We start from the raw sequence: 15,642 nt of genomic DNA on the forward strand, positions 1-15,642 counted from the left end.
TTCTCAGGCGTCACGAAAATCCGGGCATTGGTTTCCACTTTTTCCCGGAGTTTCAACCGTGACGACCTATTCCGTTCGCAGCGGCGACACGTTGAGCGGCCTCGCGCAGCGCTTCAACACGTCGGTGGGTTCGCTCCAGAAGACGAACGGCATCGCGAACGCGAACCTCATCCGGGTGGGGCAGCGGCTGACGGTGCCGGACTCGTTCCAGGCGGCTCCGTCCAAGGGGGGCAGCTACACGGTGCGCGGCGGGGACACGCTGAGCGGCATCGCGGGGCGGCACGGCACGACGACGGCGGCGCTGGCGAAGGCGAACAACATCGCCAACGCGAACAAGATCTACGTGGGCCAGCGGCTCACGATTCCGGGCAAGGGCGGCGCGGCGCCGGTGACGCAGAAGCCGACGTCGGGGGGCTCGACGTACACGGTGCGCAGCGGGGACACGCTGAGCGGCATCGCGGGGCGTCACGGCACGACGGTGAACGCGTTGCAGCAGGCGAACAACATCGCCAACGCGAACAAGATCTACGTGGGCCAGAAGCTCACGATTCCGGGCAGGAGCGGCGGTGGGGGGACGGCGAACCCGCCGCCGACGACGGGCGGGGTGGGCGGCACGCCGGGCACGTCGGGCGGCAAGGGTGGCGTGTCGGTGGCGCAGCTGCGGAGGATCATGCCGAACCTGTCGCAGGCGAAGGCGGAGCAGTACCTGCCGCACCTGAACAAGGCGATGGCGGAGGCGAACATCAACACGCCCCAGCGGCAGGAGATGTTCCTGGCGCAGCTGGCGCATGAGAGCGGCGAGCTGCGCTACATGGAGGAGATTGCCTCTGGCGCGGCGTACGAGGGGCGCAAGGACCTGGGCAACACGCAGCCGGGCGACGGCAAGCGCTACAAGGGCCGGGGCCCCATCCAGCTCACGGGGCGCGCCAACTACCGGGCCGCGGGCAAGGCGCTGGGCATCGACCTGGAAGGCAACCCCGAGCGCGCGAAGGATCCGGACGTCGCGTTCCGCATCGCGGGTTGGTACTGGGGCTCGCGCAACCTGAACAGCTACGCGGACGCGGGCAACTTCCGCGAGGTCACCCGCCGCATCAACGGCGGCTACAACGGCCTGGCCAGCCGCGAGATGTACTACCGCCGCGCGCAGGACGTGCTGGGCTGAGCGGAGACTGCGTCTCCTCGCGGACGGGCGTGAGGGTAACGCCCGTCTGTGACGTCGGACGCCAGGTCCCGTGAAAGGGCCCGGGGACGCGGCGTGGTGCCGTGATTCCGGGCACCTGCCCACGGCGCACCCGCTGCAAGACGTCCGGGTTCCTCCTTCGGAGCGAGCCCGATGTCCCGAATCGATTCTGCCGGCAGCAGCCCTGTTCCCCTCGACAGCCCTCTTCCCGACGTCCCCGGACCGAAGCCCCGTGAGGCCCTGGATGCTCCGCGACCCGCGTCCAGGCGCTCCTCCGTCGCGGAGAGCAGCAGCTCCGCGCCCACGTCCCTGAAGCCCGCCGCAGTCCCGGGCTCACCGACGCGCAACGAGCTGCGGGCCTATGACGGTCCGCCCGGGACTCCCGGGCAGTCCCCCGTGGCTCCAGCGCCGGGAGGCCTCGCGGGCCCAGCCGTGTCCGCCCGCGAGCTCGCCGCGCTGGGCGGTCGCCTGCGTCCCGCGTCCGCTCCCGTCCCCGAGGACGTCTACGCCACGCTCCAGTCGCACCTGACGCGCAGCCTGTCGAACCCCTTCCTCACGGACAGCGACGTCCAGGCCACGCACGCCGTGCTCGGCTCCGCTCTCCGGGACGCATACCGCGCCACGCTGGATCGCATGGACCGCGACGGCCTGCTCAGCACGTACGTGTCCCGGATGGATGCACCTGCTCGCCAGTCCTTCCTGGAACAGGCCGCGTCGAACGGTGTCCTCCAGCGGCGTCCAGGCGGCGTCTCGGGGGCGCTGGGCATGCCCGGGCGACCGGAGGTCTTCGTCAATGATCCGAAGCTGCCCGGGGCGCTGCGGGACGCGGTGAACGCCCACGCCACCGACGCCGGCCACGCCGCCGTCCAGGCCTACGACGCCTACCTGCGCCGCTATGGCGAAGCCGTGGGCCAGGCCGACAGCCTGCGCGCACTGCGCACGCTCGGGCCGCCCCAGGCGTTGGACCTGCGCGAAACAGTGCTCGGGCTCACCTGGGCCGACCCCCGGCGCGAGCGCTACGAAGCCGAATGGAAGACCGGCCTTGGCCGTCCCCAGGCCTCGCAGGTCCAGGCCTACGAAAAGGCCACCGCCCGCGCGCTGGTCCTCACCGGCCAGCAGCCCGCCGGCGCGTTCCTCACCGCCGAAGCGAGCGCGTCCCTCGACCGGTTCAAGCTGAAGTCCGAAGCCCACCTCGATGCGCGCGGCACCGCCGAGGTCCAGACGCAGGGGGGCGTGGTCGCCAAGGGAGGACCCCTGGAGCTGGAGCTGATGACGGACGCGCACGGCAGGACCGAGGCGGAGCTCCAGCTCAGCGTGGGCATCGCCAGCGTGGGGCGCGACTCGGAGGGCAAGGTGGAGCTGTCCCTGGGAGCGGGCTCGCACGCCCGGGCGCACGCGAACCTCAACCCCCGCACCGCGGAGTTCGGTGGCGGCGTGGCCTTTGAACTCTCCGACAAGTCCCACCAGCACCACGCCACCCTCAAGCTGGGCTACGGCCTGCGCGGCCTCACCCCGGAGCGTGCCGCCCAGGCCCTCCGGAGCGACGTCCCCGGTGTCTTCAGCCGCCCGAAGGACCTGGATCCCGGCACCTCGTGGGACGCGCTCCCCCCGGAGCGCCGCGCCCTCTACGAACGGCAGGGCTGGACGCGCGAGGAGTGGGCCGAGGACTCGCGGCGCTGATCACCGCGCGGTCAGGCCCCGGCCAGGGGCGTCCGTGGCTCCGTGGGTGGTTCCGGCTTCGCCTGCGGATCAGGTCCCGGGCGCATCGTCCAGGCGGACCACAGCGCCAGGTGCCAGGGCAGGACGAAGAGCCAGAAGGGCTGCGAAGCGGAGAGCCCGACGAGGGCCGCCACGCTCCAGGCCGCCGCCAGCAGCCACAGTCCCCACGAGCCGACGACGTGCGCCGTCCGATTCCCCAGGCCGTGGCCGAAGAGGGCGCTCAGCGTGGGGATCCACACCGCCAGCAGGGCGGGGAGGAAGGGCTCCGTCCACGGGCGCTCCCAGTCGAAGTGCCCGAAGCTCATGACCAGCTGCGCGACGGCGACGACGCCCGACTGGTACAGCGCGGACAGCAGCGTCGCGGCGATGCCCACTGCCCCGGGGCCCGTGTAGGGCTTGGATGGGACGGGGTGGGCGCGGGCGGGGGTCTCCAGCAGCTCGGGCGGCAGCTCCAGTGCGTACGGATAGCCCAGGGACAACAGGGCGTCCTTCGCCGCATGCCGCACCGTCGTCCTGTCGCGGCCCCGGTGGTGGCCCAGGGGATTGTCCCGGTCCATCAGGTACAGCAGCACGTCGGCGCGGGCGCGAGGCGACTCATCCGCCGGCAGGGGCCGGCCCAGCGCCGCGATGAGCGCGTCGATGTCCGCACGCACCATGCCGGGCGAGCGCACCGCGTCCAGCAGCTCCGTGAGCGGTGGGAACGTCTCCGTGGCCACGGGCACGGGTTGTCGGATCCGTGCGGCCGCGTCCACGGGCTCGGGACGTCCGGTCATCGCATCCGTGGCCCCCGGGGTGGGCAGGTCGGTCATCGCGTCCGCCGCCACGGCTTCGGGAAGGTCGGTCGTCGTGTCGGCGCCAGGCGGCGCGGGACGGTGGGCCTGCTGGGACATGGGGTGCTCCTCACCGACAGTCATGCTCCGACCCGATACTCCGGCGCAACCGGCCCCCTCGCAGCGGGCGTGGCCGCTCGCGGGACTTCAGCCACCTATGAGGCGCCCGGCGGCAGGGGGGTGGAGGCGCCGTCTGGGGGGCAGGGGGGCGGCCGCGCGCGACGGACACCTGCACCCCCCCATGCGCACCCTTCCCCTAAACACCTTCCAACCCCGTGAGGACGCGGATGCCGATGGAACGAGCGCAGCGGTTCGTGGACGCCCTGTTGAAACTGGAGGCGGACGGTGACGTGGAGTCGCTGGTCGCCCTCTTCGCCGATGACGCCCAGGTGAGCAACATCGCCTCGTCCAGCGTCTTCACCGGCCTCGACGGCGCCCGCCGCTTCTGGACCGAATACAAGGGCACCCTGGGCAGGGTGAAGTCCACCTTCCGCAACGTGATTGAATCCGGTGACCGCGTGGCCCTGGAGTGGGAGACGCAGGGCCAGGCCGACAACGGCGCCGCCATCGCCTACGAAGGCGTCTCCATCATCGAGTGGGACGGCGACCGCGTCCGGCGCTTCTTCGCCTACTTCGACCCGCACGCCCTGGGTCAGGAACTCTCCCACGGCACCGCGCCCCGGTCGGAGGTCCCGGCGACCACCCCGGCGTAGCGCGCCGCGCGACTTTCAGGGCCCGGGGGTTCAAGGGGATTCCACCCCCGGGCCGCTTATCGCTGCCGCAAGTGGCTCCGGGACCCTGTGTGCACTCCCGTGCACTCGACCCGCGAGCCGGGGTAGCGTGGAGGGGCGGCCGCCCCCCATTACGACGGGCCGCGTCGTCCCCCTCTGGGAATCCCATGATGACCCGCGTCATTGCCCCCCTCCTGGCCGTCCTGCTCCTGGCCGCCTCCCCTGCCAGCGCGGCCCCCGCGTCGGACGCCCCCGTGCTGGTCGCGGCGACGAAGCGAAAGTCCTCGAAGCGCAAGCCCGTCCCGCCCGCGCCCCCTCCCCAGGAGGCAGCGCCCGCGGCCCCCACCCCCGCCCCCGCCGCGCCCCCGCCGGTGACGCCGGACGTGGCGCCGCCGGTGTCCGCCACCCCGGAGCCGCAGGACGCGGCGGGCTCCCCGTCGGAGCCTGGCCTGGATTTCGACCTGCTCACCCCGGAGGCGGAGGCGACGGCGGGCCTGTTGGATCCAGAGCTGGAGGGTCAGCTCAAGACGCGGCGCACCATGCTCAAGCTGCACCAGGGCCTGGGCCTGGGCATGGCGGGCGGCCTCACGGCGGCCACCGTGCTGGGGCAGATCCAGTTCAACCGCTCGTTCCGGGGCGGCGGGGATGATCGCTCCCTGCTCGCGTGGCACCGGGGCGTCGTCATCGGCACGTCGCTGCTGTTCGCCACCGTGGGCACGCTGGGCCTCCTGGCGCCGGATCCGGTGGAGCGCGACTTCCAGTGGGACTCGGTGACGTTCCACAAGATCTTCATGAGCCTGGCCACCGCCGGCATGGTGGCGCAGGCCGTGCTGGGCATCCTCGCCACGCAGAGCTACGGCGAGCTCTCCGAGCCGAAGTACGCCACCGCGCACCAGGTGGTTGGCTATGCCACGCTGGGCTGCGTCGCCGCGGGCATCGTGACGCTGACCTTCTGACCTCACCCCCCTGCCGTGAATGTCTCCGCGCGCCGGCCGTTGTGCGGAAGCAGAGCCGTACCCCCTCTGGAGGACGCCGTGATTGTTCGACGACTCGCCACGCTTGCCGCCCTGATGCTCGCGCTCCCCGCCGCCGCGCAGGACGCCGCACGGCTGTATTCGGTGAAGAAGGACGCCAGCTCGCTCACCTACAAGCTCATCCACAAGCTGCACGAGGTGTCCGGCAAGGCCGCTCCCAGCGAGGGCAAGGCCGTGCTGAAGCCGGACGGCACCCTCCAGGTGGCCGTGCGCGCGCAGGTGAAGGACTTCGACTCGCAGAACTCCAACCGCGACACGCACATGCTGGAGGTGACGGAGGCGGCGAAGTACCCGCTCATCGAACTGAAGGCCGTGGCCACGGGCGTGAAGCCCCCCGCGACCTTCCCGGGCACCGTGTCGGTGGTCCTCAAGGGCAAGCTCACCTTCCACGGCGTGACGAAGGACGTGGTGGTCCCCATGACGGTGAACTTCGCGTCCGCCAGGCAGGTGACCGCGGACGGCACCTTCGACATCAGCCTGGAGGGCTACAAGATTGAGCGCCCCTCGCTGCTGATGGTGAAGGTGGACGACAAGCTGGTGCTGGAGAACCACCTCGTCTTCCAGGAGGGCACGTGAGCTCGTCGCGTCGCGACTTCTTCAAGAAGCTGCTGGGCACGGGCGTCGTCGTCGCGGGCATCCCCGCGTGCGCGCCGGACATCGACCCCTCGCCGCTGCTGGACGTGCCCACCCCGGGCGAGGACGGCATCGTGGCGCTGGTGGTGCCGCGCTACCCGGACCTGGCGCGCGTGGGCGGCTCCGTGACGCTGCGCTTCCCGGGCGGCTCCGGGCAGGAGAACCTGCTGGTGGTGCACCCCGCGGACAGCGTCTTCGCGGTGCTGTCCGCCACCTGCACCCACGTGGGCTGCCCCATGGGCTTCGACGGCCAGGAGGCCGTGTGCCCCTGCCACCTGTCGCGCTACGACCTCACGGGCGCGGTGACGAACGCGCCCGCGACGGTGCCGCTCAAGGCGTACGTGGCCACGTACAACGCGGGCACCGAGGTGCTGAGCATCTCGCTCAAGTCCGGTGACGACAACTTCCCCTCCGTGGTGAACGGGACGCTGACGCTCTCGTTCGCGCAGTTCCCCGCGCTCCAGGACACCGGCGGCATGGTGAGCGGCACGCCCACCGGCTACGGCAAGACGGTGTTCGTCTTCAAACTGGAGGACGGCACCTATTCGGCGGTGGACTCCGTCTGTCCGCACCAGGGTTGCGAAGTGGGCTTCGAGTCGGGCCTGGACGGGCTGCTGTGCCCCTGCCACGCGTCCCAGTTCAGCAAGACGGGCGTCCTGACGCCGGGGACGGGGGCCGCGACCAGCGACCTGAAGAAGTTCACCGTGGCCGCGGATGCGTCCGGGGTGGTCGTCACCATCGCGTGAGGCGCGGGCTTCGCGGGCCCGCGCCCTTCCCGGCGCGGCCTAGCGGAGCCGGCTCCAGAACGAGCGCCGCGAGGAGATGCGCTCCAGCGCGTCCTGCAGCTCCTCGTCCTGGTCCGCGCGGCTGGCGATGTCCCCCAGCGCGATGATGCCCACGAGCCGGTCGTCGGGCTCCACGACGGGGACGCGCCGCACCTGCCTGCGGCCCATCAGGTCGATGACGCCGTGCAGGGCCTCCTCCGGCAGCACCGCCTCGATGTCCTCCGTCATCACGTCCGCCGCGCGCAGGCCGTCCACGGCGCGCCCGCCCGCGAAGGCCCGCAGCGCCAGGTCCCGGTCCGTGACGAGCCCCAGCAGGCGCCCCTCGCCGTCCACGATGGGCACGACGCCGCAGTCCTCGTCCTTCATCAACTGCGCCACCTCCCGCAGCGTGCTGTCGTGCCGGGCGGTGCGCACCGCCCGGGTCATGATGTCGCGCGCGGTGAGCGGCTCGCGCTGCCAGCGCCGCCGCGAGGGGGTGGACGCCGAGGACGGGGTGGCCCGGGCGGGCTGCTCGCGCGGGGCCTGGGGCCGGCGGTCGCGCAAGAGGGGCTCCTCGCCGCCGTAGCCGGTGCGGTCCCAGTCCCGGTAGTCGGCGCGCTGGCGGGGCATCTCCAGCTCCTGGTCGCCCGCCGTCCTCCCGGGCGCCTGTCCGGCGGAGGCGCGCGCGTCCCGGTCGTCGCTGCTTCGCGGCCACTGGCCCGTGGCGGAGCGCACGTCCCGGTCATCGCGGCCGTAGGGGCCCGCGGAGCCGCCGCGCTCCCCTTCGCGGTCCCCGCTCCAGGCGCCGCTGTCGTCCACCTGGGTGCGCACCTGGCCCAGGCGCCACGCGGCGGCGCGGTGGAAGCGGCCCTGGCGCGCGGAGGCCTCCTCGTCACGCGCGGGGCTCCACCCGCTCACGTCGGATTCGGAGCGCTCCCGCGAGCCCGGAGGGGCCGTGTCGGGCGCGCGGTGCGTGGCCATGGCGTCGGTGGGAGGCGTGGAGCGGTCCGCGCGCCCCAGGTCCTGCCGGCCGTTTCCGTTGCTGTAGTCCTTGGTTCCCATGTGCGTCGCGAGCCTCCTGGCCTGACGAACATGGGAAGTCCTCCGGAGCGCGCAAAGCTCCAGCCGACCGGGAGCGGCGACGGTTGCCCGTCCGCCCTGCGCGAAGGGCCCGGGGGCCCTCAGGCGACGGTGAGCGCCTCGCCCAGGTGCACCAGCCCCCGGAAGTCCTCCAGGTCCGCGCCCGCGTCCGGCGCGGCGATGGCCATGGCCCCCAGGGGCAGGCCCTCCGCCAGCCTGGCCAGCAGCGAGCGGTGGGCGCTCGCGCGCGCGTCCTCCACGCCCGCCAGGTGCTCCAGCGCGACGATGGCGTCGGTGTCCACGGCGGTGCTGGCGTGGGACTTCAGGTCGCCGGCCGGCGCCAGGCCGTCCTCGCGCGCCCAGCTGCGGTTGAGCACGTAGCCCGCGAAGGGCAGCCCGCGCGCCTGGAGCGTCTCCTTGAAGAAGGTGGCCTCGCGCAGCGCGGCGGCCTCGGGTGACGTGACGAGCAGGAAGGCCGCGTCCTTGGACGCCAGCTGGGTGCGCAGCCGCTCCGTGTGCAGGCGGATGCCGGCGAACAGGCCGCCGAAGGCCCCCACGAAGGTGCGCATCTCCTGCGCGAAGCCCCCGCCGAAGACGCCGTCCAGCACCTTGCCCACCAGCGCCTGCGCGCCCTGCCACAGCCGGCCGGTGCGGCCGAAGTCCGGACCGAAGAGGGAGATCACCCGGTCGTCCAGGAAGCGCGCCAGCCGGCCCGGGGCCTCCAGGAAGTCCAGCGCGTGGCGGCTGGGCGGGGTGTCCAGGAGGATGAGGTCGTAGTGGCCGTCCGTGAGGAAGCCGTCCAGGGCCTCCGCGGCGGCGTACTCCTGCACGCCCGCCACCAGCTCCGACAGGAAGCGGTACAGCCGGTGGTCCAGGATGGCGCGCGCGGCGCTCTCCGTGGCGGACAGCTTGCGCACCATGCGCTCGAAGACGACGCCCGGCTCCAGCATCCACACGTCCAGGCGGCCCTCGCCCCGGGGGCCGTCCGCGTACAGGCGCTCCGGCGGGACGGTGGTGGGCTCCGGGCCGTTCTCCTTCAGCCCCATGGCCTCCGCCAGCCGGCGCGCCGGGTCGATGGTGAGCACCAGCACGTGGCGCCCCGCCCGCGCCGCGGCCACGCCCAGCGCCGCCGCCGTCGTCGTCTTGCCCACGCCCCCCGCGCCGCACAGGACGATGACCCGCTTGTCGCGCAGCATTGCGTCCAGGTTCATGGCGTGGCCTCCCGGCCGCCGGTCCGGGCGGCCTCTTCAAACGTGGGCACCAACAGCTCCGACAGCCGCTCCACCAGCGCCTGCCCGGTGAGGGGCAGGTCCGGAAGCCCCCATTGTGGCACGGCCGTGCCCGCCCGCAGCCGCTGCCGGGCCTCCCGGGCGCGCTCCAGCCGCTCCAGCGCGCGCTGCCCGCGGTGCGGCCCATGCGCCTCCAGCAGCCGCTCCAGCGCCGCGCGCGACTCCGGCGTGAAGGGGTCCTCCGGCATCCGGTTGAGCACCGCGACGGACAGGGGCAGCCCCACGTCCTTCAGCTCCCGGGCCAGCGACAGCGTCTCGCTCACCGGCAGGGGCTCCGGCAGGCTCGTCAGCACCACGCCGGTGCGCTCGGGGTCCTGCAAGAGGTCCAGGCCCTCGCGCATCGCGCGGCCAATGGGCCCGCCCGGGATGAGCGACAGCAGGCTCCGGGGCAGGGTGGCCAGCGCCATGGCGTGGCCGGTGGCGGGCAGGTCCAGCACCGCCAGCGGGTACAGGGGCCGGCCGTCCGGGTGCGTGCGCCGCACCAGCGTCAGCATCTGGTACAGCAGCCCCATCTCCTTGAGCGCGGGCCCGGCCTCCAGGAAGCGCCGCAGCGCGCGCGAGCGCAGCGCGGCCTCCGCCAGCCACTTCGCCGGCAGCGTCTCCTCCAGGAACTGGCGGTGCCCCTCGGAGGCGGACAGGCGCACGAAGGACAGGTGCTGCCGCACCGCGACCACCTTCGCCCCGGCCTCCTTCGCCCCCACCAGCCCCGCCAGGGTGGACGGGCCCCCCTCGTCCGGGGACAGCTCCGCCAGCAGCACCGGACGCCCGGAGCGCGCCGCCGCCACGGCCAGGGCCGCGGACAGCGTCGTCTTCCCCACGCCGCCCTTGCCCGACACGAGCACGGCGCGCTTGTTCCACAAGGAGTCCAGCACCACGCCCCCATCCACCGCGCCTGCGCGCGACTCTTCACAGTGAGCAAGGAGGCGCGTTCCGACAACCGGCCCGCGACGCGCCTCCCGGCGACCGTCCGCACGGCCGCCCGCCGGCAATCATAGCGGCTTCTGTTCACCACCCGGCAGACCCTCCCCCCCAGGAAAACAGGGGGCCGGACGCGCGGCGTTCACCCGGCGCCGTTCCCCCGCGCACGAGTGTCCACGACGTGACGGCACCCACCGCACCCCTCCCACCAGGCCACCCGCACGGGTGGCCGCGGGGGACCTGGAGGGTCGTCCGGGGCCAGGTCACCCGGGAAAGAGGGAGTCACGGGCTGGTGACGTTGGTCCGGTTTTGAGTACCCTCGGAGTCTCTGCGTGGGAGAGGGTATGGCAGCGCTAAGGGAATGGACCTTCGGGGCACAGCATGTGTCGCTGGAGTCTTCGGACATCCTCTGGGCGAAAATCCGAGGCGCTTTCTTGGAGGAGGAGGTGCGGCAGCTGGTGGGCGTCTTCCACGAGCTGGCGACGGGCCTGGGCGGGCCCTTCTACCTGGTGGTGGACCTGGGCGGCTCCATGGGGCCCATGACGAGCGGGCCCCCGCTGTCGGTGATGCCGCGCAAGTACCTGGCCGAGCACGTCCGCCCCGAGTGGTTCCGCGCCATCGTCTTCTTCGGGGGCAAGCGCCCCCAGCGCGAGGTGCTGCGCGCGCTGGTGGTGGCGCTCCAGTTCACCGGCCGCGTGAAGCTGGAGGCGGAGTTCCTGGAGACGGCCAAGGAGGCCCGGGCGTGGCTGGAGTCGCACCGGGAGCGCCACCTGCTCCCGCCCGCCGGCGCCCTGCCCTGAGGGCGGGGGCGCGGGCTGCGCCGGTTCAGTGGACGGCCCAGCGCTCGGCGATCTCCTCGCACGCGAGCACCACGTCGCCCAGCCGGCGGATGTGCGCGCGCGGCGCGACGAAGAGCGACCCGGCGAACACGTCCACCACGGTCATCAGCCGGTGGTCCGCCGGGCCCAGCCGGCACAGGTGCTGCTCCGCGAAGCGCTGGAGCAGCGTGCCAATGTACTGCCCGGACCGTTCGTCCAGCGGGTGCGTCTTGGAGAAGTAGAGCTTCATCAACCCCACGCGCGGGGTGCCGTGCTTGTCCAGCCGCTGCACCACCACCTCCGGGCGCACGCTGATGGTGACGCCGGCCATCTCCAGCACCGGCGGCTCCGCGCCCACCGCGCTGATGATGGCGTCGTCCAGGTCCAGCCACGGCACCAGGTCCGCGAAGCGCTCCAGCGCCTCCGAACACAACTGCATGCGCTGCGCCTCGAACTCCGACGTGGGCACCGCGCAGGCGAAGCGGCGCTGGGCTTCGCGCAGGACGTTCATGTCCAGCCCGCGGCAGAGGAAGTCGGTGACGGCGTACGACGCCTCCGGGTAGCGCAGGTACTGCGCGTCCGGCGGGTGCTTCTGGTCGTGGATGATGCGCTTCCTGCGGGCGGGCGTCGCGATGAGGTATTCGCCCAGCTTGTTGACCGACACTCGCGGCAGTTCACGGGTTTCCGGCACGGTGATTCCCCCTCTGGAAGGCTGTCGGAATGGGTACACAGTACAGAGGGGGTCTGACATCCAAACGACAGGGAACACCTGCCCCGGAGGGCAGGTTCGCGAGGGGGCCCTTTCCCGGGATGGTGGCAGTCGGCGTAGGGTGGAAGGGCAGACTTCCGGGGGGAGTGAATCGAATGGATCAATCACGCGAATGGACGTGCGGCGCGCATCGCATCCGGATGCTGGCGCCGGACGCCCTGCATACGCGGTACGTGGGGCTGGTGGGCCTGCAGGACGCGAAGTGGGTGCTGCGCGTCTATGAGGAGATGGCGGCGCACGGGCCGTTCTACCTGGTGGCGGAGGTGCCGGGCTCGGAGCTGCCGGCCGAGTCGCGCAAGTACCTGGCCAACAACGTGCGCGCGGAGTGGATGCGCTCGGTGGTGTACGTGGGCTCGGACCTGACGCAGCGGGTGGTGGGCAAGGCGATGTCGGTGGCCATGCTGCTCACCGGGCACGCGGCCAGCTTCGACACGGTGTTCGTGGACACGATGACGCAGGCGCAGGCGTGGGTGGACGCCCATCGCCTGGAGCACGCGCCGCGCCGCGTGGGATAGGCCGTACGCGCCACGGGCCAGGACGGGGCGGCGTGCCCCGGGTCCTGGCCCGGCTGTCTGTCATTGGCGCGCGGCGTCTGGCTTCAGCGGTCGCGGTCTGGAATCCGGTCCGGGTGGCCGTAGCGGTACACGTCGGAGAGGGGATTGGTGCCCGCGTCGCTGCGGGGCCCGTCGCCGTCCGGCATGTCGTCCAGCGAGGCGCCGGAATCCCGCGCGCGCGGGTCGTACGGGTGCAGGCCGCTGGCGTCGCGGGGCGTCAGGTCCGGGTCGTCCCCGTCGCTGGCCTGCCGGGGGCGGACGCCCTTCTCGTCGGCCTCGGTGAGCTCATCGCGGGGCGCTGCCTCGTCATCGTTCGTGTCGGGACGCGGGTGGGCATGGCGGTCGGCCTCCTCGTCGCGAGGAGAGGAGGCGGTGGAGCCCTGGCCTTCGCGGGGCGCGGAGGCTTCGTCCCCGGGCGCGGCGGTCGGGCGCCCGTAGAAGTCCTCGGCGGGCTGCGGGGGCGTCTGACGCTTGGTGCTGTCGGCCATGATGTATTCCTCCGTCCGACTGAGCTTCGTAACGGTCCGCGTGTCCGGCAACCTGCTTCGGAGCCGGCCACGGTGAGGCCGGAGGGCAGGCGACCGGGCTCACACCGGCTCATGCCCGTCGTCGTCCTCGTCCTCGTCCAGGGCCTCCTCACCGGGCCCCGCCAGCTCGTCCAGGCCCGCCATGTCCACGGGGAGCGGCCGCTCGTCGTTCACGTCGGGCGTCACGTCGTCGCCTCCCAGGAACGGCGGCGGCGCCACCGGCTCGGACGCCATGGAGGCCTCGTCGGACGTCAGCTCCGCCGGGTGCAGGCCTCCCTCCAGCAGCTCCGCCTGGTTGCGCCGGCCGGTGGCCTCCCGCGCCGCCTCCGACACCTCCTCCGCCGCGGCCTGCCGCCCATAGCCGGGGGCGTGCTCGCGCAGCCACGCCCGCAGGGCCCCGGCCAGCGCCTCCGCGGAGTCGAAGCGCTCCGACGGCGCCTGTCGCAGCGCCCGGACGGTGATGGCCCGCAGCCCCTCCGGCACGTCGCGCGTCAGGTGCTCCACCTCCCGGGAGCCCACCAGCGCCATCCGCGCGGCCACCTCCGTCATCGGCATCCACGTGGGGCCCTGCGCCTCCACCGGCGGCAGGTCCGACGGGGGCAGGGGCGCCACGTCCCCCAGCGTGAGGGGGTGCGTGCCCGTCAGCACCTCCAGGAGCACCAGGCCCAGGCTGAACAGGTCGCTGCGCGCGTCCATGGGCTCGCGGCGCAGGGCCTCCGGGGACGCGTACGCCACGTCCCCCTTCACCAGGGGCCGGCTGGTGATTTCGCGGCCGGGCAGGGTGGAGAACGCGGCGGTGAAGTTCGTGAGCTTCACCTCGCCGTGCACGCCCAACCTCAGGTTCCGGGGGCTCACGTCGCGGTGGATGATGTGCAGCGGCCGGTTCCACTCGTCGCGCAGCGTGTGCGCGTGGTGCAGGGCCTCCGCGACCTCGGAGACGACCCACGCGGCGAAGGCCGGGGACATGGGCTTTCTGCGCATGGCCACCAGGTTGAGCACCGTGTCCAGCGACCGGCCCTCCACGTACTCCATCACCACGTGCGGCACGCCCCGGTACGCCTTCAGGTGGTAGACCTTCGCGATGCCGGGGTGGTTGAGCCGGAACGTCAGCTCCACCTCCTCCACCAGCCGCCTGCGCGCCACGAAGCCGGACGGGTTGCGCAGCCGCTTGATGACCACCGGGCCGCCCAGCCCGCCCCGGTAGCGCCGGCGCGCCAGCATCAACAGCTCCCCGGTGGCGCGCACCTCCAGCTTTCGCACGAACTCGAAGGCCGTGCCTCCCACGGTGAACAGCACGCGCGGCCGGCGCGGCACGCCCGGAATCTCCTCCGTCGTCGTATCGGGGGTCTTCATGTCCTGCGTCCAACCTCCAGGGTCGAGCGGAAATCGCTCGACCCCGCAGGTAGCACAAACCCTGTCGCGGGGAAAACCTCCAGGGTTGGATGAAGTCCATGCGACCCTGGGGGTTCAGCGGCGCCGGTGCAATCCCAGACGCCGGGCCCACTTCTCCCACAGGCGCCGCCACGCCAGCCTCCGGGCCACGCGCCAGGGCATGGGCGGCGGGATGGGCGCGGCCAGCCCCTGGGAGGGGGCGGGTGACGCGGGGGACGCGCTGGAGTGGGGCGCCGCTCCCGGGACGCGGATCTCCTGGGCGCGGGCCCACCGTCGCATCTCGCGGGCCTCCTCATTGCCGTCGAAGAACTCGTCGGACTCCTCCGTGACGGCGTCGTGGGGTGGCGGGGCCTCGAAGAGGGGGACGTCCCAACTGGACGGGGCACGCTCCAGGGCGGTGCTCAGGTCCGCGTAGAGGTCCGAGCCCATGGGGTAGCGCTGGGTGACGTCGTGCCGGAGCATCCGTTCGCAGATGGCATCCAGCTCGCGGGGCACGCGCGGGTTGAGCATCCGGGCGGAGCGGTGGGGGGCGGCGCGGATGCGGCCCAGCAGCGCCTCCGCGGGCACGTTCGTGGGGTAGGGGAAGTCGCCGGTGAGCACCTCGAAGAGGACCAGCCCCAGCGAATAGAGGTCGTCGGTGGGCTGGTAGACGTAGCGGGTCAGGTTCTTGGGGTAGCGCAGCCAGTACCGGAGCAGCTCCGGGCTGCGGTAGCTGGGGGTGCCCGGCGGGGGCCGGCCGTCGGTGATGTGCGCGGCGCAGGCGTGGTCGCTGGAGCCGAAGTCCACCAGCACCGGCCGCGCGTCCGACGCCCGCACGATGATGTTGCTGCCCTTGATGTCGCGGTGGCGCACGCCCGCGCGGTGGATGAAGTCCAGCGTCAGGGCCAGCTCCGCGAACAGCCGGGCCACCTGCCGGGGCGACGGCCGCGACTCCAGGGCCCACTCGGACAGCGTGGGGCCCTCCACGTAGTCCATCACCAGGAACAGGTAGCCGGTGCTGGGGTGGGGCCAGCGGTGGTAGCCGCGCAGCGCCACCACGTTGGGGTGGGCCATGCGGTGCAGGACGCTCACCTCCTTGAGCGTGCGCGCGTCCACCTGCGAGCCCTCCTCGGCGTCCTGGGGACCGTGGAGCGCGAACTTCAGCGCCACGGGCACGCCCCCGGTCTCCGCCAGGAACACGGTGCCGTAGCCCCCGGTCGCCAGGCGCTTCAGGAGCTTGAAGCTGCCCACCACCTCCTGGGGTTGGAGCAGCAGCGGATGGCCTTCGATTCCCATGCTCATCGCGGGCACCTCCCAGGGCCCGCAGGGCGGGAAACAGCTGTAGGACGTGGAGGGTTCAGTTCAAGAGGAGGGATGTGGCTGGGCGGACGCATGGCTGGGAGGGTCCGTAGGACCTGGGAGGTC

At 72.7% G+C, this 15,642-nt stretch carries 16 protein-coding genes; 8 read left to right on the forward strand and 8 right to left on the reverse strand.

Annotation, left to right across the window (positions count from 1 at the left end; genetic code table 11):
* Positions 1 to 58: 58 nt before the first annotated feature.
* Positions 59 to 1,162 carry a LysM peptidoglycan-binding domain-containing protein gene (locus OV207_RS01130; RefSeq protein ID WP_267551838.1) on the forward strand — a complete coding sequence of 368 codons (1,104 nt, stop codon included), beginning with the start codon at positions 59 to 61 and terminating at the stop codon, positions 1,160 to 1,162.
* A gap of 450 nt (positions 1,163 to 1,612) precedes the next feature.
* A complete protein-coding gene (locus OV207_RS01135; protein ID WP_267551841.1) occupies positions 1,613 to 2,860 on the forward strand; it encodes a hypothetical protein in 1,248 nt (415 codons plus the stop codon).
* Between the two features lie 11 nt (positions 2,861 to 2,871).
* Here OV207_RS01135 and OV207_RS01140 read toward each other — a convergent pair whose 3' ends face one another.
* Positions 2,872 to 3,789 (reverse strand): hypothetical protein, encoded by a 918-nt coding sequence (locus OV207_RS01140; RefSeq protein ID WP_267551843.1) that lies wholly within the window; start codon positions 3,787 to 3,789, stop codon positions 2,872 to 2,874.
* Positions 3,790 to 4,016: 227 nt separating this feature from the next.
* Here OV207_RS01140 and OV207_RS01145 point away from each other — a divergent pair, with 227 nt between their 5' ends.
* The 4 genes from OV207_RS01145 to OV207_RS01160 all read left to right on the forward strand — a co-directional run bounded on the left by OV207_RS01145 (position 4,017) and on the right by OV207_RS01160 (position 6,873).
* Entirely contained in the window at positions 4,017 to 4,442 is a 426-nt protein-coding gene (locus OV207_RS01145; protein ID WP_267551844.1) for a nuclear transport factor 2 family protein, read from the forward strand.
* A gap of 185 nt (positions 4,443 to 4,627) precedes the next feature.
* Positions 4,628 to 5,416, forward strand: coding sequence for a hypothetical protein (locus tag OV207_RS01150; protein WP_267551846.1), 789 nt, complete (start codon positions 4,628 to 4,630; stop codon positions 5,414 to 5,416).
* Positions 5,417 to 5,494: 78 nt separating this feature from the next.
* Entirely contained in the window at positions 5,495 to 6,070 is a 576-nt protein-coding gene (locus tag OV207_RS01155) for a YceI family protein (protein WP_267551848.1), read from the forward strand.
* On the forward strand, positions 6,067 to 6,873 hold the full coding sequence (locus OV207_RS01160) for a ubiquinol-cytochrome c reductase iron-sulfur subunit (protein ID WP_267551850.1): 807 nt from the start codon (positions 6,067 to 6,069) through the stop codon (positions 6,871 to 6,873). Before OV207_RS01155 ends, OV207_RS01160 begins: the two co-directional genes overlap by 4 nt.
* Before the next feature lie 39 nt (positions 6,874 to 6,912).
* Here OV207_RS01160 and OV207_RS01165 read toward each other — a convergent pair whose 3' ends face one another.
* The 3 genes from OV207_RS01165 to OV207_RS01175 form a co-directional block, all read right to left on the reverse strand.
* Positions 6,913 to 7,953 (reverse strand): CBS domain-containing protein, encoded by a 1,041-nt coding sequence (locus OV207_RS01165; protein ID WP_267551851.1) that lies wholly within the window; start codon positions 7,951 to 7,953, stop codon positions 6,913 to 6,915.
* A gap of 119 nt (positions 7,954 to 8,072) precedes the next feature.
* Complete coding sequence (locus OV207_RS01170; RefSeq protein ID WP_267551852.1) at positions 8,073 to 9,182, reverse strand: ArsA family ATPase; 1,110 nt, start codon at positions 9,180 to 9,182, stop codon at positions 8,073 to 8,075.
* Positions 9,179 to 10,135 (reverse strand): ArsA-related P-loop ATPase, encoded by a 957-nt coding sequence (locus OV207_RS01175; RefSeq protein ID WP_267551853.1) that lies wholly within the window; start codon positions 10,133 to 10,135, stop codon positions 9,179 to 9,181. Before OV207_RS01175 ends, OV207_RS01170 begins: the two co-directional genes overlap by 4 nt.
* A 489-nt stretch (positions 10,136 to 10,624) precedes the next feature.
* Between OV207_RS01175 and OV207_RS01180 the strand changes: the two genes are divergently transcribed.
* Positions 10,625 to 10,978 carry a hypothetical protein gene (locus OV207_RS01180; protein WP_267551855.1) on the forward strand — a complete coding sequence of 118 codons (354 nt, stop codon included), beginning with the start codon at positions 10,625 to 10,627 and terminating at the stop codon, positions 10,976 to 10,978.
* 25 nt (positions 10,979 to 11,003) lie between these two features.
* On the opposite strand, the gene OV207_RS01185 is transcribed toward OV207_RS01180, so the two are convergent.
* Positions 11,004 to 11,687, reverse strand: coding sequence for a hypothetical protein (locus OV207_RS01185; RefSeq protein WP_193429308.1), 684 nt, complete (start codon positions 11,685 to 11,687; stop codon positions 11,004 to 11,006).
* Positions 11,688 to 11,860: 173 nt separating this feature from the next.
* Between OV207_RS01185 and OV207_RS01190 the strand changes: the two genes are divergently transcribed.
* Positions 11,861 to 12,280 (forward strand): STAS/SEC14 domain-containing protein, encoded by a 420-nt coding sequence (locus OV207_RS01190; protein ID WP_193429307.1) that lies wholly within the window; start codon positions 11,861 to 11,863, stop codon positions 12,278 to 12,280.
* An 83-nt stretch (positions 12,281 to 12,363) separates the two neighbouring features.
* Here OV207_RS01190 and OV207_RS01195 read toward each other — a convergent pair whose 3' ends face one another.
* The 3 genes from OV207_RS01195 to OV207_RS01205 form a co-directional block, all read right to left on the reverse strand.
* The gene (locus OV207_RS01195; protein WP_267551858.1) at positions 12,364 to 12,807 is read right to left on the reverse strand and encodes a hypothetical protein; all 444 of its coding nucleotides are present in this window, start codon (positions 12,805 to 12,807) and stop codon (positions 12,364 to 12,366) included.
* A gap of 99 nt (positions 12,808 to 12,906) precedes the next feature.
* Positions 12,907 to 14,199 carry a serine/threonine protein kinase gene (locus OV207_RS01200; RefSeq protein WP_267551860.1) on the reverse strand — a complete coding sequence of 431 codons (1,293 nt, stop codon included), beginning with the start codon at positions 14,197 to 14,199 and terminating at the stop codon, positions 12,907 to 12,909.
* Positions 14,200 to 14,313: 114 nt separating this feature from the next.
* Entirely contained in the window at positions 14,314 to 15,519 is a 1,206-nt protein-coding gene (locus OV207_RS01205; protein ID WP_267551861.1) for a serine/threonine protein kinase, read from the reverse strand.
* Between the last annotated feature and the right edge of the window lie 123 nt (positions 15,520 to 15,642).

Source organism: Corallococcus sp. BB11-1, assembly GCF_026626625.1.
Taxonomy (GTDB): Bacteria; Myxococcota; Myxococcia; order Myxococcales; family Myxococcaceae; genus Corallococcus; species Corallococcus soli.